The organism is Bradyrhizobium sp. JHI2711, from assembly GCF_056156565.1.
In genome coordinates, this window is record NZ_JBPZPT010000002.1 from 1,660,071 (window position 1) to 1,674,685 (window position 14,615).

Sequence of the window (14,615 nt, forward strand, 5' to 3'; positions counted from 1 at the left end):
TCGAAGCTTGTGCATCACGATGACGTTTGGCGGCACGTCATCCACAACTTGTGCGTTCTGCCGCGGAATCGTCGAGGGAACTCATTGGAATTGCACGCGGCGGTTGTTCCCGTCGTGTTTGCAGAATAGACTCTTCGATTGCTTGCACAGCGCTTGCCAGCTCGTGCACACCCGAGCGGCGAATTCGCTCACGACGAAAATGGGTGAGCCGGTGTGCACGCGCATGCGCTGGAAGCGTAGCGACATGCGCAATCTCTTGTCGAAAACCACGGGCAGGGCGGACGGCAGGCGCCTCACCCTCTCCACCCGTCAGTCGCCCTTGAGCATGTCCCGAAGCTCGCGGAACGGATCGGCGCTCGGCGGGGCCGATGCGCCCTGTCGCATCGCGTTGTAGATTCGCGGAACCATCTCGACCGCCTGGTCGAGGCCCGAATCACGTCCCGGCTGATAGCCGCCCATCAGGCGAAGGTCGCGCGTGTCCTCGTATTTCGCGATCATGGCGCGCAGCTTGCTCACCAATTCGCGCTCCTCGGGGTCCCAGACGTTGTGGGCGAGGCGGGAGACCGAGGCCAGAACATCGACGGCCGGATAGCGCGCCTGGTCGGCGATGTGCCTTGAGAGCACGATGTGCCCATCGAGCGTGCCGCGGATGGTGTCGGCGATCGGCTCGTTGTGATCGTCGCCGTCGACCAGCACGGAGAAGATCCCGGTGATGGTGCCGGATCCCTCCTCGCCCGGACCGGCGCGCTCGAGCAGGCGCGGCAGATCGGTGAAGACCGTCGGCGCGTAGCCGCGCGCCACCGCGGGCTCGCCGGCGGCGAGCGCGACCTCGCGGGCGGCGTGGGCAAAACGGGTGATCGAATCCACCATCAGCAGGACCGATTCGCCGCGGTCGCGGAAATATTCGGCGACCGCCATCGCCGTCTTCGGCGCCAGTCGCCGCATCATCGGGCTTTCGTCGCCCGTCGAGACGATTGTGACAGCGCGATGACGGTCGTTGCCCAGCACGTCCTCGATGAACTCGCGCACCTCGCGGCCGCGCTCGCCGACCAGGGCCAGCACGACCGTATCGAAGCCCTGGCTGCGGGCGAGCATCGCGAGCAGCGTCGATTTGCCGACGCCCGATCCGGCAAAGATGCCGACGCGCTGGCCGGCGCAGACCGGCGCGAACAGGTCGATGACGCGTACGCCGGTGCGCAGCGGCTTGTGCACGCGCGCACGCTTCATGGCCGACGGCGCCTCCGCCTCCGCCGAGACCGCCTGCGCCCCTTGCGTGAGCGGCCCCTGTCCGTCCAGCGGCGCGCCGAGAGCGTTGATGACGCGGCCCTTCCAGCTCGGATCGGGCGCGAAGGACAGCGGCGGCATCCGGTAGGCCGCCGAGCCGAGCCCGCCGCCAAATTGCCGGTCGAACGGCTTGGCGATGATGCCGTCGCTGTCGATCCGCACCACCTCGCCGATCTGGCGCTTACCGCCGCAATCGACGCCGATGAGCTCGCCGAGCCTGACGAAGCGCGACAGGCCGGAGACGCGGAAATGCGTCGGCGCGATCTCGGAGATCGCGCCACTGACGCTTGCCAGGGGAGTGCTCTGCTGAAGCTCCAGCAGCGCCCACTCGAGTTGCCGAAGAGCGTTCAAGGAAACCGTCCAACCTCATCCTGCGCGCTTGGCGCGCAATCTACTTGCCGGGTTCGCCGAGGGTCCGGATCGCGTTCTGCAGCGAGCTCTCGGTGCCCTCGATCATCGAGTTGGTGCCATCGAAAGCGCGCGATGCCGAGATCAGCCGCGTCAGTTCGAGCATCGGATTGGCGCCGGAGCCTTCGACATAGCCCTGCTTGAAGCCGTCCCGGGAGAAGTCCGCGATGGCGGTCGCAGGCCGGTCGGGCGTCACGCCTGAATTGCCGTAGCGTTCGAGATTGGCGTCGGCCGGAATGCTGAACAGGCCGATGGTGCCGATCTCGTTGTTGTCCTGGATGATCGCGCCGCTGCGCGCGATCGAGATCGGTCCGCCGTTCGGGTCGAGCGTGATCTGCGCGCCCCCGGAATCGACGATCGGAAAGCCGCTCACGGTCTGAAGATCGCCGTTGGGGGCGATCTGGAGCCGGCCGTCGCGCGTGTAGACCGTGCCGTTCGGACCGGCGAAGGCGATCCAGCCCTGGCCGACCACGGCGACGTCCAGCGGGTTGCCGCTCTCGGTAATGTTGCCCATCTCGCGCGAGATGATGTTGTCGCCGGGCGAGGAGAACGCCACCGGCGTCGGACCGGCCTTGGACAGCACGGTCTCGAACTTCACCACGTCGGTGCGGAACGCGGCCGTGTTGACGTTGGCGACGTTGTTGGCGATCGTCTGGAGGCGCTTTTCGAGGGCGACCTGCGCCGACAATCCCACATAGAGAGCCGATTGCATGACTTACCTGTTGAACTTGATGTTCTGAAGCGTCGTGAGCACGTTGGTATCCATGCTGACCGACGTCGCGGCGCCGGCGATCAGGACCAGCGCGGGATTGGTCGAGCTGTCGTTCCGGGCCTGGGTCGCATCCCACATCGCCGCAAAGCGCTGCACGAACTTGGTCACCTTGGCGGGATCCTGGAAGTCGGTGAGCTTGATCTTGTCCGCGATCATCTTGGCCTGGGCGTCGATGTTCGCCGCGCTGATCGTCGACGGCAGGCCGAGCGCGGTCTGCACCACCTGCGTCAGCGCCTTGTCGGCCAGGATCTGGTAGGCGGTCGTGATCGTGGAAGCCTTGCGGGTGAAATACAGCGCCAAACGCAGGCCTTCGTTCTGATCGCCGGCCTTTTCCTCCATCGTCTGCGTGACGTACTGGGTCGCGGTGCCGGTCGTGGCCGCGGCGGTCTGGGTCGCCTTGTCGCCGAGTGCGGCGAAATTGAAGGCGGTCGCGAATTGCCGGTAGCGGGTGTCGGTCAGCTTGTTGGCGAAGGCGTCCTTGCTCGTGACCCCCTCGGTCAGCACCTTGCGCATGAACGCCTTGGCGTAGGTCATGTCGCTGAGGCCATAGGCCTTCATCGCATAGGAATAGAGACGATAGTCCTTCAGGAAATCGTCGATGGTCTTCACTTTGCCGATATGGCCGAGGAAATAGTCGGTGTCGCGGCTGACGTCCGGCTGCTTCGCGACCTGCGTCAGCGACTTGCCCATGTCCTTGGTCAGCCTGGTGTAGTCCGCGATGGTGGATAGCATGACACGCGCCCCTCTGGCCGCAGGTCGCGACCCCGCTTCAAGCTGCCGCCAATTGCTTGCGCGGGGCTGGCGACCTCGAAGCCAGCTTCGCGCAAGCGTCGCCGACTAGGTATTCCAGGTGGGATCGGCGATGGAGCGGCGCGTTGGGCAGTTTCGTGGGGATTTTCATCACGGTAGCGGCGCTGCTCGGCGGCTTTGCCGCCATGGGCGGGCACCTGGCCGTGCTCATGCAGCCGTGGGAGTTCGTGATCATCATGGGAACCGCGGTCGGCACCTTTATCGTGGCCAATCCATGGAAGACGGTGGTGGACACGGGCGTCGCCTGCATGCAGGCCATCACCGGCGCGGTGCCCGGCCAGCGCTACTACCTTGACCTGCTCGGCGCGCTCCACGCTCTGATGCGCGAGCTGCGTGGCAAGGGGCGCAACGAAGTCGAGGCGCATATCGACGATCCCGCCTCCTCCGAAATCTTCAAGGCGTTCCCCAGCGTGCTCGGAGATCCCTCGCTGCTCCAGTTCATCTGCGACTATGTCCGCCTGATCATCATGGGCAATGCGCGCACGCACGAGATCGAGGCGCTGATGGACGAGGAGATCCATACCATCGTGAAAGGCAAGCTGGCGCCCTATCATGCGCTGGTGACGGTGTCCGAGGCGCTGCCGGCGCTCGGCATCGTCGCCGCCGTGCTTGGCGTCATCAAGGCGATGGGCGCGCTCGACCAGTCGCCGAAGCTATTGGGCGGCTTTATCGGTGCAGCCCTGGTAGGCACCTTCGCAGGCATCTTCCTGTCCTATGGCGTGCTTTCGCCCTTCGCGATCAAGATCAAGATGACGCGCGAGAAGAAGTGTCGGCCCTACATCATCGTCAAGCAGACGCTGCTGGCATTCATGAACGGTGCCATGCCGCAGATCGCCGTCGAGCACGGCCGCAAGATGATCTCCAGCAGCGAGCGTCCCTCGATCGACGTCGTCGAAAACGAGACGATCGCAGGTCCCAAGCCCGTCGCTGCCGACGCTGAACCCAAGGCGGCGCGCGCATGATGATGGAAGACGCAGAAGTCGACCAGCGCAAGCAGCTGCCGAACTACCTGCTGGACGCTGCCGGCATATCGATCGAGCGTATGCCGATGCTCAATGTGATCTTCGATCGCATGGCGGCATCGTGCACCGACAGCCTGCAGCCGATGGCCGGAACGCCCTGCTATTTCTCGGTCAACGGCATCACCAACGATCCGCTCGGCGACATCATCAAGGACTACGAGGGCAACGCGGTCGCGGCCGTGCTCTATGCCGAGCAGTGGGATTCGCGCGTCATTATCATGCTCGACCGCGACTTCGTATTCACGATGGTCGAGGCGATGTTCGGCTCTGACGGAGCGGAACCGCCGCTTGACGTCGAACGGACGTTCTCGAACATTGAGATACGGCTGGTCCAGGCGCTGTTCGAGCGGTTCGCCAAGGCGCTGCAAGGCGCCTTCGCCGGAACGTCCAACGTCACCTTCCGCGTCGAGCGTGTCGAGACCGCGATGGCGTCGCTGGCGATCGGACGCGCCAGCAACATGTCGATCTGCGCGAACATGATGGTGCAGGCACTCTACCGCGGCGGTCAGATGTTCCTGATCATTCCGCACTCCGCGCTCAACCCGCTGCGTCAGAAGCTCGCTCACGTGGTCGTCAGCGACGGTCGCGCCGCCGACCCACGCTGGCGCGAACAGATGGAAAGCGAGGTGCAGCGGACCGAGGTGACCCTCAGCGCCGTCCTCGACGAGAAGATGGTGACGCTCGGCGACGTCGTGAAGTTCGAGGTCGGGCAGGTGCTCGAGCTCGAGGCCACGCCGCGCACGCTGGCCCGTCTCGAAAGCAACAATCAGGTGTTGTTCTGGTGTCAGATCGGCCAGCTCGACGGCTATTACGCCATGCAGGTGGCAGATCCCGTCGATCAGAAGCGGGAGTTCGTCGATGATATCCTATCTCGTTGATATCGTGCTGCTGGTTGCGCTCGCCTTCACCAGCCTGCGGGTGACCAGGATGCATCGCGAGCTGGCGCGGCTGCGCAGCTATCAGGGCGAATTCTCAACCATCATGCACGAGACCGCGGGTGCCTTCGACACGGTCATCACCGCGGCGCACGATTCCACGGCGAATCTCGGACGCCTCGCCAACGTGCTGAGCACGAAGATCGACCAGGCTCACGAGGCGATCGCAGCGCTCGATGCGCGCAGCGGGCTCGCACCCGCGGCGACGGCCGCGACCGCCGAGCTGAACAAGCACTGAATGCCGGCACCGGCAGAGCAATACGGCCGGAACGCCACGGCGCTCCGGCAGCGGAAGTACCAAGAGGCGATACCATATGGCGCAATCATTCGACTACGAGTCTGCACCTGCATCGGCTGAGACCGAGACGTCACCGCTGGAACGCCTGGCCGAGATCGCCCAGCGCACGGCCGAGGAGACCGGCAAGTTCGCCAATGTCGACGCCATCTTGCGCATTCCCGTCACCATGCAGGTGGTGCTGGGATCGGCGACCATTCCGGTGGCGAACCTGATGAAGCTCGGACGCGGCGCGGTGGTTCCGCTCGATCACCGGGTCGGGGAGCCCGTCGACGTCGTCGTCAACGGCCGCATCGTCGCCCGCGGCGAGGTGGTCGTCGTCGAAGAGGACAATTCCCGCTTCGGCGTCTCACTCACGGAGATCGTCGGACCGCTGGGGCAGGGTGATACCTGACCATGGCGGCACCGGTCGGCATCGCTCCCGTCAAGCAGCGAGGCGTTACCACGCTGGGCGGCACGGAAAAGGTCGCCGCGCTCCTGCTGGCCATGGGCCGGCAGGCGGCGGCGAGCGTGCTTCAGCAGTTCGAGCCGCAGGAGATCCGCATCGTCACCAAGGCGGCGGCGGAGCTGCGGCCGATCACCGCGCAGGAGCTCGAGGGGATCGTCGAGGAGTTCGCCCAGCAGTTCTCGATGGGCGCGAACATTCTCGGCACCCTCGGTGGCCTGGAAGCGGTGCTCGGCGACGTGCTTCCGGCCGATCAGGTTTCGGCGATCATGACGGACCTACTCGGCAATTCGAGCCGCTCTGTGTGGGACCGCGTCTCGTCGGTGTCGGAAAATTCGCTGGCCACCTACCTGTCCAAGGAGCATCCGCAGACCGCGGCGCTCATCCTGTCCAAAGTCAAGCCGTCCTGCGCCGCCAAGGTCATGAGCCAGCTGCCGTCGAGTCTGCGCAACGAGTTGATGCGGCGCGTGCTCAGCCTCAAGCCGATCGTTGATGACGCGATGAAGGTCCTCGAGAAGACGCTGCACGAAGATCTGACGCTGAATTTCGCCCGCAACCTCGGCGCCGACACCTACGCCCGCGTCGCCGACATCATCAACAAGATGGAGCGCGGCCACATCGAGGACATCCTGAAGAGCCTGTCGGAGAAGCGTCCGAAGTCGGCCGAGGTGCTAAAGGAGCTGTTGTTCACCTTCGACGACGTCATCAACCTGGCGCCGAAGGCGCGCACCATGATCTTCGACCAGGTTCCGACCGACCGCATCGTGGTCGCACTGAAGGGCACCGACAAGCATTTCCGCGAGGTGATCCTGTCCGCGGTCGCCTCGCGCGTCCGCCGCGTCGTCGAGGCCGAGCTCGCGATCGGCGAGCCGTCGAACCAGCGCGACGTGCTCGAGGCGCGCCGTGTGATCACCGACCTTGCACTCGACCTCGCGGAGAAGGGCGAAATCGAGCTCAACCCCGAGCAGGAGGATGGGCTGGTCTTCCGCTGACCGCTGAACGGGCATGGCAGAAACATCCGATCAGGAGAGCAAGACAGAAGAGCCGACCGAGAAGAAAGTCCGCGATGCGCTCGAACAGGGCAAGATTCCGGTCTCTCGGGAGGCCTCCATTTTCGCCTCGATGGCCGCGCTGATGGTGATCCAGGCATTCCTGATCGGCCAGGGCGTGCAGCAATTGACGCCGACGCTGAAGAGCCTGCTCGACGATCCCGAGGGCTTCCCGCTCTCGACCGGTGCGGACGCGCAGAACCTGCTCACCGTGGTCGGCCTGCAGGCGCTGCGGTTCCTGGTGCCCTTGGTGGTCATCCTGGTGGTGTTCGGGCTCGCGGCCTCGCTGCTGCAGAACGCGCCGCGCCTGGTGCTCGAGCGGATCAAGCCTGACATGTCGCGAATCTCTCCAGTCAGCGGCTGGAAGCGGTTGTTCGGGACGCAGGGCCTGATCGAGTTCGCCAAGTCGTTGTTCAAGCTCGCCGCGGTGACCGCCGTGGTCGCCTTCGTGCTGCGCGCGTCCGAAGCGAGGGCGTTCGAGGCCATGTACACCGACCCGGTCGCGCTGCCGGAGATGATCCTCAACATCGCGATGCGCATCGTCTCGGCGATCTGCATCGCCACCATCGTGCTGGTGGCGATCGATCTCGCCTGGGCGCGCTTCCACTGGCGGCGCGAGCTGCGCATGACCAAGCAGGAGATCAAGGACGAGCACAAGCAGGCGGAAGGCGATCCCCTGATCAAGGCGCGCCTGCGCTCGCTGGCGCGCGACCGTTCGCGCCAGCGCATGATCGCCTCGGCCTCGCGCGCGACGCTGGTGATTGCCAATCCGACGCACTTCGCGATCGCGCTGCGCTACAAGCGCGAGGAAAACGCCGCGCCGCTGGTCGTGGCCAAGGGCATGGACGTGATCGCGCTGAAGATCCGCGAGATTGCCGAGCAGAACCGAATCCCCGTCATCGAAAACAAGGCGCTGGCGCGCGCGCTCTACGAGGCAGTCCAGGTCGATCAGGTGATTCCGGCGGAATTCTTCCGGCCCGTTGCCGAGATCATCTACTTCCTCCAATCCAAGCAGGCGCCACGGCCCGAGAACGTCCGATAGATTTCCGAGGATGGTACTTCGCGCAACAGCTTGACGAAAGCTTAACGCCCTAGGCTCGTCCCGAATGGATCAGAATGGGGCCGTCGTGGGACCGCTTTATCTCTTCGAACTCGCATCGTCGCAGGCGCGCTATCTCGAGCTGCGTCAGTCGACCATCGCCACCAACGTCGCCAACGCCAACACGCCGGGATTCCGGGCGCGCGACGTCGAGCCGTTCAGCAAGGTGCTCGACGGCATGCCGGTGAGGTTCGCGACGACGTCGCCTTCGCACATGCAATTGGCCGCAGCCGAGACCGACACGCGGGCGACGGCGAAGAAGGACAGCTGGGAAGTGGTTCACTCCGGCAACTCCGTCAGCCTCGAGCAGGAAATGATCAAGGGCAGTGACGTCAATCGCGACTATTCGATGAACGCGGCGATCGTGCGGTCGTTTCACCGCATGGTGCTGTCGAGTGCAAAGGCCTGAGGTGATTTGACATGCTGGACTCATTGAGCGCCTCGCTGACGGTCGCAAGCTCCGGGCTCGAAGCGCAGTCGACGCGCATGCGCATCGTCTCGGAGAATCTCGCGAACGCCACCTCGACGGGGCGCGCCGCCGGCGCCGATCCGTATCAGCGCAAGACCATCACCTTCGATGCGGCGATGGATCGCGCCTCGGGCGCGCAGCTCGCGAAGGTCAAGGAGATCGGGGTCGACACCACGCCTTACCGGGTGGAATACGATCCGGGGCATCCCGCCGCCGACAAGGCGGGCTACGTCAAGCTGCCGAACGTGAACATGATGATCGAGATGGCCGACATGCGGGAGGTCAACCGCTCCTATGAGGCCAATCTCCAGGTCGTGAAGCAGGTGAGGTCCATGCTCGGCATGACCATCGATCTCTTGAGGAGTTGACCATGCTTGAGGCGATTTCATCCACCGCGATTTCCGCAGGGCAAGCCGCGAGCCGTGCGACCGAGACGCAGGCCGTCTCGCCGGCGGCGACCACCGCGATCCAGACCAGTGACGACGTTGGCTTCGAATCGGTGATGAAGCAGGTGACGTCGGATGCGATCGGGACGCTGAAGGCGGGCGAGGCGGCATCGATCTCGGCAATGCAGGGCAAGGAATCGACGCGCCGCGTCGTGGAGGCGCTGATGTCGGCCGAGCAGGCCCTGCAGACGGCGGTCGCGGTTCGCGACAAGGTCGTCCAGGCCTACCAGGAAGTCGTTCGGATGTCGATTTGATCTGAAGGAGTGGGACCAGTGAAATCGCTCGCCATTGCGGCCACGGGCATGAACGCCCAGCAGACCAACATCGAAGTCATCGCGAACAACATCGCCAACATCAACTCGACCTCCTACAAGCGGGCGCGCGCGGAGTTCACCGATCTGTTCTACCAGATGGACCGCATGCAGGGCGTCGCGAACACCAACGGCTCCTCGCCGATTCCGGAAGGTGCCAATCTCGGCCTCGGCGTCAAGTCGGCGGCGATCCGCAAGCTGCACATCCAGGGCGCGCTGACGCAGACCGGCAATCCCTATGATCTCGCGATCAACGGACGTGGCTGGTTTCAGGTGCTCGGCCCCAACAACGAGGTGCAATACACCCGTGCGGGCTCGTTCAACGTCAACGCCAACGCTCAGCTGGTCACGATCGACGGTTACCTGCTGGATCCCGCGATCACCATCCCGCAGGGGACGGTCGAGGTCACGGTCAACCAGACCGGCCAGGTGTTTGCCAAGCTCGACACGGAAGTGAATCCGCGGCAGATCGGCCAGCTCAACCTCGCCAACTTCGCTAACGAAGCGGGTCTCGAGCCGCTGGGCAGCAATCTCTACAAGGAGACCACGGCGTCCGGCACGCCGGTCGTCGGTCTGCCGGGCGATGCCGGCTATGGCAAGATCAACCAGAAATGGCTCGAAGCCTCGAACGTCGACCCGGTCAAGGAAATCACCGAGTTGATCTCGGCCCAGCGTGCCTACGAAATGAATGCCAAGGTCATCCAGGCCTCGGATGAAATGGCCCAGACGGTCTCGAAGGGCATGCGCTAGTTCCGGTGTCTCGATGTTGAACAGGGTGGGCCTGATCGTGCGCGGGTTGGCCGCCGTGCTGCTGGTTCTCGCCGCGGCGCGGGCCGCCGCGGCCGAGGAGAAGCGGCTTCCCGTACCGGCCGTCTCGATCCGCGCCGGCGAGATAATCCGCGAGGAGATGATCACCGAGCGCGCCTTCGCGCCGAGCCTGCTCGGCGTCGCAATGTTCATCGAGGGACGCCAGATCCTGGTCGGTCGCATGGCGCGGCGCGCGCTGTTGCCGGGCCAGCCCATTCCAACCAATGCGGTGGAGGACCCCTGGACCGTCGCGCGCGGCGCCATGGTCAAGGTCGTGGTCGAGGACAGCGGCCTGTCCATCGTCACTTACGGCTCGGCCATGCAGTCGGGTGCGGCCGGCGCGCTGATCCCCGTGCGCAACACGGACACCGGCGTGATCATCAGGGGCGTCGTCCAGCCGGACGGCAGCGTCAAGGTCATGGACGGGTCATGACCAGGCTCCTGCTTGCGCTCATGCTGCTGGTGTCGGCCGCCGGCGCCCAGGCCGCCGTCCGCATCAAGGACATCGCGGACATCAAGGGTTTGCGCGAGAACCAGATCGTCGGCTACGGCCTCGTCATCGGCCTCAACGGTACCGGCGACACGCTGCGCAACGCTCCGTTCACCGAACAGTCCCTGCAGTCGATGCTCGAGAACATGGGCATCAACGTCAGGAACGAGACCACGAGCACCAACAATCCCCCGCGTCCGACCACGCTGCGCACGCGCAACGTCGCAGCGGTGATGGTGACGGCGGACCTGCCGCCTTCGATCGGGCCCGGCGAGCGCATGGACGTCACCGTGTCCTCGCTCGGCGATGCGACGTCGCTGCTCGGCGGCACATTGGTGATGACGTCGCTGCGCGCGGCGGACGGCGCCGTCTATGCGGTGGCACAGGGCGCGATCACGGTTGCCGGCTACAGCGTCGGAGGCCAGGCGCAGAACGTCAGCCAGGGCACGCCGACGGCCGGGCGCATCCCGAACGGTGCGCTGGTCGAACGCGAGGTGCAGGGAAGTCTCCACGAGATGGAGTTCCTGGTGCTACAGCTGAAGAACCCGGACTTCGTCACCGCAACGCGCATCCTCGACGCTGTCAACCGCTACGCCGGCGGTCGCTACCGCGCGCAGATCGCCTTCGAGCGCGACTACCGCACCATCGTGCTGTCGAAGCCGCGTCATGTCGGCCCTGTTCGCTTCCTCGCCGAGATTGGCGAATTGGTGGTCGAGCCGGATACGCCGGCGCGGGTCGTGATCAACGAGCGCACCGGCACGGTCGTGATCGGGCGCGACGTGCGGATATCCACCGTCGCCGTGACCCACGGCAATCTGACGGTTCGCGTCACGGAGATGCCGGTTGTGTCGCAGCCGGCGCCGTTCTCGCGGGGACAGACGGTGGTCGTCCCGCAGACCGTGGTCGAAGCCAACGAGGCCGGATCGCAGGTGGCGATCCTGAGCGGGGTCGATCTCCAGCGCCTGGTGCGCGGGCTGAACCAGATTGGCCTGAAGCCATCGGGGATTATCGCGATCCTGCAGGCGATCAAGACGGCAGGCGCGCTCCAGGCCGACGTCATCGTGCAATGATGCGCAAGCGTCGTGCAAGCTTGGTCGCTCAATGCTCAGGTCTGAAGCGAGAATCGCACGCGGCCCGATGCTGAAGCTGGATCACAAAGGCAAACTCCTCCTGCTGGCCGCGGCAGCAATGCTCGCGAGCGCCTCGCCCGCGCTCGCCTTGGACGAGGCCAAGCCGTCGAAACCGCTCAACCTGCTCTCCTTCGCCCGCGCCCGCGCTGGCGGACCGCAGAAGCCGCAGCCGTCGGCCACCGCGACACCTGTCGACAATGCGTCGGTCCGGGCCACGGCATGGGCGGCCGAAGATTCGGGCCCCGCGGTCACCGGTGCGGTGCCGGAGACACCGGCGCCTGCCCGTCCGGCTAAGCCTGGCAGCGTCACGGCGCCGCCGACGCCTGCACCGCCGCAGGCTGCGCCGCCCCCGGACAACGAAATCGCGCTGTTCTGCAGCAACGTCGCCGATCCCGCCGTCGATGCCAGGCTGGCCTGGCAGCTCAAGGAGCTCGAGAAGGCCGAGAGCCTGCTGCGCGAGCGCATCGCCGAGGTCGAGGCCAAGCGCGCCGAATACGAGAAGTGGATGGCGCTGCGCGACGACTTCCTGAAGAAGGCCGAAGCGAGCGTCGTCGAGATCTATTCGCGCATGAAGCCCGAAGCTGCGGCGACGCAGATCGCCGGCATGGCCGACGAGACCGCCGCCGCAGTGCTCGCCAAGCTCAGCCCGCGCAGCTCGAGCGCGATCTTCAACGAGATGGACACGGCACGCGCGGCGCACCTCGCAGACCTGCTCGGCGGCATGCGTCGCGTGGACGACGGAAAGAGCAAATAGATGACCAAGCCGATCCTCATCCTCTCGCTGCTCGCGGCGTCCGTACTTCTGGCCGGTTGCTTCCATGATCCGGCCGAAGTCCTGACCGGTCCGCAGATGTCGCCCGTCGGCAGCGGCCTGCGGATGCAGGCCGATCCGATCCCGGTGACGCCGCGCATGCGCACGCCCGTCAGCTATCGCTCGACCTGGGACGACGGCACCGATCTCTACCGCGATCCGCGCGCCCGCCGCACCGGCGACGTCGTGACGGTGATCATCTCGATGCAGGACAAGGCCAAGCTCGACAACAAGACTGGCCGTTCGCGCGATTCGCAGGTCAAGTTCGGGCTCGACTGGCTGATGGACATCGCTGGATGGAACGACACGGGTTCGGCCAACGCCAATCTCAGCACCAATACCCAGATCAAGGGCAACGGCCAGATCGACCGCACCGAGGACATCAGGCTCTCGATCGCGGCCGTCGTCACCGACGTGCTGCCGAACGGCAATATGATGATCAGCGGCTCGCAGGAATTTCGCGTCAACACGGAGATGCGCGTGCTCAAGGTCGGCGGCATCGTGCGTCCGCGCGATATCTCGCGAGCCAACACCATCTCCTACGACAAGATCGCCGAGGCGCGCGTGTCCTATGGCGGGCGCGGAAATCTGTCGGACGTGCAGCAGCCTGGATGGGGACACCGGATCTATGACGCCGTGGCACCATTCTGAGGCCCGAGCCGGCTGGATCGCGCCGCGATGGCAGGAGACGCCATGCGCCTGATCGCTGCCATCGTCGTGCTGACCCTGATCGCGATCGGCGCGGGCGCGATTGCCGGTCTGCATCTGATCGCGACCGCCGAGCGGGTTGCCGACGCGAAGAAGAACGCCACGTCCCCGCCGATCGCGTCGAGCTACACCGGCAGTGCGCGGCTCCGGAAATTGTCCCCGATCGTGACCAATCTCGCCGCGCCGGCCAACAATTGGGCGCGCATCGAAGCCTCTATGGTGACCGACAGCATGAGCGACGAGGATGCCGGCATTCTGGCCGCCCACATCAGCGAGGACATCGTGACCTATCTGCGGTCGGCGACAGTGGCGCAGTTCGAAGGATCGCGCGGGCTCCAGCATCTGCGCGACGACCTGACCGAGCGCGCCAGTATCCGCTCGTCAGGCAAGGTCCGCGAATTGATCATCGAAACGCTGGTGATCCAGTGAGGGTGAAAGTCCTGCTGCTCGCGCTGGTTCTGGTCGTGCTGCCCGAAGCGGCGCTGGCCCAGATTCCCGACCTGAATTCGCTGCTGCCGCCCGGAAACGGCTCGACAAGCGGCCGGATCATCCAACTGATGGCGCTGATCACGGTGCTGTCGGTGGCGCCGGGGTTGCTGATCATGGTGACGAGCTTCACGCGATTTGCGGTGGCGTTGTCGTTCCTGCGCGCAGGTCTCGGCCTCCAGACCACGCCTGCCAACCTGGTGCTGATCAGTCTCGCGCTGTTCATGACCTTCTATGTCATGGCGCCGACCTTCGACCGGGCCTGGGAAACCGGCGTCCAGCCGCTGATGAAGAACGAGATCTCGGAAGAGGAAGCCTATCTGAAGATCACCGATCCGTTCCGCGAGTTCATGCTGGCCCATGTCCGCGACAAGGATCTCCAGACCTTCGAAGCGCTCGCCGCCGAAAGCTTCCGCAGGAAGTTCGACGACAAGCGGGTCGATCTGCGCGTCATCATTCCGGCCTTCATGATCTCCGAGCTCCGGCGCTCGTTCGAGATCGGATTCCTCATCATCCTGCCGTTCCTGGTGATCGACATGATCGTGGCGACGCTGACCATGTCGATGGGCATGATGATGATGCCGCCGACGATCCTCGCGCTGCCGTTCAAGATGCTGTTCTTCGTGCTGATCGACGGCTGGAATCTGCTGGCCTCCGGGCTGGTCCGCTCGTTCTCGTGAGCACTGGCCGGCCGGTTATGGTTAAGCGAAAGGTGCTGGATTTGGTTAGCGGCGCGTTATTTTAACCATATGATTCTACTGCGGAATTCAAGCTCGTCTTAATCCGGAAGCAAGATTCGGCGTGCTAGCAATGCGGCACGGCGGGTTGGACCCACACA

Annotated in this window: 19 protein-coding genes; 16 read left to right on the forward strand and 3 right to left on the reverse strand. The window is 64.9% G+C overall.

Features of this window, described 5'->3' with window-relative positions; genetic code table 11:
* Positions 1-309: 309 nt before the first annotated feature.
* The 3 genes from fliI to ACTEK7_RS20375 are packed head-to-tail and all read right to left on the reverse strand — an operon-like array spanning position 310 to position 3,196.
* Positions 310-1,635 carry a flagellar protein export ATPase FliI gene (fliI, locus tag ACTEK7_RS20365; protein WP_225146807.1) on the reverse strand — a complete coding sequence of 442 codons (1,326 nt, stop codon included), beginning with the start codon at positions 1,633-1,635 and terminating at the stop codon, positions 310-312.
* 40 nt (positions 1,636-1,675) lie between these two features.
* Positions 1,676-2,404, reverse strand: a complete 729-nt coding sequence (gene flgF, locus ACTEK7_RS20370) for a flagellar basal-body rod protein FlgF (protein WP_036027436.1) — start codon at positions 2,402-2,404, stop codon at positions 1,676-1,678.
* Positions 2,405-2,407: 3 nt separating this feature from the next.
* The gene (locus tag ACTEK7_RS20375) at positions 2,408-3,196 is read right to left on the reverse strand and encodes a DUF1217 domain-containing protein (RefSeq protein ID WP_036006968.1); all 789 of its coding nucleotides are present in this window, start codon (positions 3,194-3,196) and stop codon (positions 2,408-2,410) included.
* 143 nt (positions 3,197-3,339) lie between these two features.
* On the opposite strand from ACTEK7_RS20375, the gene motA reads away from it, so the two are divergent.
* From motA to fliP, 16 genes are all read left to right on the forward strand, one after another.
* Positions 3,340-4,236 (forward strand): flagellar motor stator protein MotA, encoded by an 897-nt coding sequence (gene motA, locus ACTEK7_RS20380; RefSeq protein ID WP_036006971.1) that lies wholly within the window; start codon positions 3,340-3,342, stop codon positions 4,234-4,236.
* Positions 4,233-5,174: a flagellar motor switch protein FliM gene (locus tag ACTEK7_RS20385; RefSeq protein WP_036006973.1), complete on the forward strand. Its 942-nt coding sequence runs from the start codon at positions 4,233-4,235 to the stop codon at positions 5,172-5,174. The genes motA and ACTEK7_RS20385 overlap by 4 nt, the downstream gene beginning before the upstream one ends.
* Complete coding sequence (locus tag ACTEK7_RS20390) at positions 5,155-5,469, forward strand: hypothetical protein (RefSeq protein WP_036006976.1); 315 nt, start codon at positions 5,155-5,157, stop codon at positions 5,467-5,469. The genes ACTEK7_RS20385 and ACTEK7_RS20390 overlap by 20 nt, the downstream gene beginning before the upstream one ends.
* A gap of 76 nt (positions 5,470-5,545) precedes the next feature.
* Positions 5,546-5,920 (forward strand): flagellar motor switch protein FliN, encoded by a 375-nt coding sequence (fliN, locus tag ACTEK7_RS20395; RefSeq protein WP_036006979.1) that lies wholly within the window; start codon positions 5,546-5,548, stop codon positions 5,918-5,920.
* Positions 5,921-5,922: 2 nt separating this feature from the next.
* Positions 5,923-6,963 (forward strand): flagellar motor switch protein FliG, encoded by a 1,041-nt coding sequence (locus tag ACTEK7_RS20400; RefSeq protein ID WP_036027431.1) that lies wholly within the window; start codon positions 5,923-5,925, stop codon positions 6,961-6,963.
* Positions 6,964-6,976: 13 nt separating this feature from the next.
* Complete coding sequence (gene flhB / locus ACTEK7_RS20405; protein WP_036027429.1) at positions 6,977-8,062, forward strand: flagellar biosynthesis protein FlhB; 1,086 nt, start codon at positions 6,977-6,979, stop codon at positions 8,060-8,062.
* Between the two features lie 64 nt (positions 8,063-8,126).
* Positions 8,127-8,528, forward strand: a complete 402-nt coding sequence (flgB, locus tag ACTEK7_RS20410; protein WP_225146808.1) for a flagellar basal body rod protein FlgB — start codon at positions 8,127-8,129, stop codon at positions 8,526-8,528.
* Between the two features lie 11 nt (positions 8,529-8,539).
* The gene (flgC, locus tag ACTEK7_RS20415) at positions 8,540-8,956 is read left to right on the forward strand and encodes a flagellar basal body rod protein FlgC (protein ID WP_036006988.1); all 417 of its coding nucleotides are present in this window, start codon (positions 8,540-8,542) and stop codon (positions 8,954-8,956) included.
* A 2-nt stretch (positions 8,957-8,958) separates the two neighbouring features.
* The gene (gene fliE / locus ACTEK7_RS20420; RefSeq protein ID WP_036006990.1) at positions 8,959-9,288 is read left to right on the forward strand and encodes a flagellar hook-basal body complex protein FliE; all 330 of its coding nucleotides are present in this window, start codon (positions 8,959-8,961) and stop codon (positions 9,286-9,288) included.
* Between the two features lie 18 nt (positions 9,289-9,306).
* The gene (gene flgG / locus ACTEK7_RS20425; RefSeq protein WP_036006992.1) at positions 9,307-10,095 is read left to right on the forward strand and encodes a flagellar basal-body rod protein FlgG; all 789 of its coding nucleotides are present in this window, start codon (positions 9,307-9,309) and stop codon (positions 10,093-10,095) included.
* A 13-nt stretch (positions 10,096-10,108) separates the two neighbouring features.
* Positions 10,109-10,585, forward strand: a complete 477-nt coding sequence (gene flgA, locus ACTEK7_RS20430; RefSeq protein ID WP_225146809.1) for a flagellar basal body P-ring formation chaperone FlgA — start codon at positions 10,109-10,111, stop codon at positions 10,583-10,585.
* On the forward strand, positions 10,582-11,712 hold the full coding sequence (gene flgI / locus ACTEK7_RS20435; RefSeq protein ID WP_036007006.1) for a flagellar basal body P-ring protein FlgI: 1,131 nt from the start codon (positions 10,582-10,584) through the stop codon (positions 11,710-11,712). The genes flgA and flgI overlap by 4 nt, the downstream gene beginning before the upstream one ends.
* 67 nt (positions 11,713-11,779) lie before the next feature.
* Positions 11,780-12,526 carry a MotE family protein gene (locus tag ACTEK7_RS20440; protein ID WP_225146810.1) on the forward strand — a complete coding sequence of 249 codons (747 nt, stop codon included), beginning with the start codon at positions 11,780-11,782 and terminating at the stop codon, positions 12,524-12,526.
* Positions 12,527-13,234: a flagellar basal body L-ring protein FlgH gene (gene flgH, locus ACTEK7_RS20445; protein WP_057030122.1), complete on the forward strand. Its 708-nt coding sequence runs from the start codon at positions 12,527-12,529 to the stop codon at positions 13,232-13,234.
* Between the two features lie 42 nt (positions 13,235-13,276).
* Positions 13,277-13,720 (forward strand): flagellar basal body-associated FliL family protein, encoded by a 444-nt coding sequence (locus tag ACTEK7_RS20450; protein ID WP_225146811.1) that lies wholly within the window; start codon positions 13,277-13,279, stop codon positions 13,718-13,720.
* Complete coding sequence (gene fliP, locus ACTEK7_RS20455; RefSeq protein ID WP_225112060.1) at positions 13,717-14,457, forward strand: flagellar type III secretion system pore protein FliP; 741 nt, start codon at positions 13,717-13,719, stop codon at positions 14,455-14,457. The genes ACTEK7_RS20450 and fliP overlap by 4 nt, the downstream gene beginning before the upstream one ends.
* The last annotated feature ends 158 nt before the right edge of the window (positions 14,458-14,615 follow it).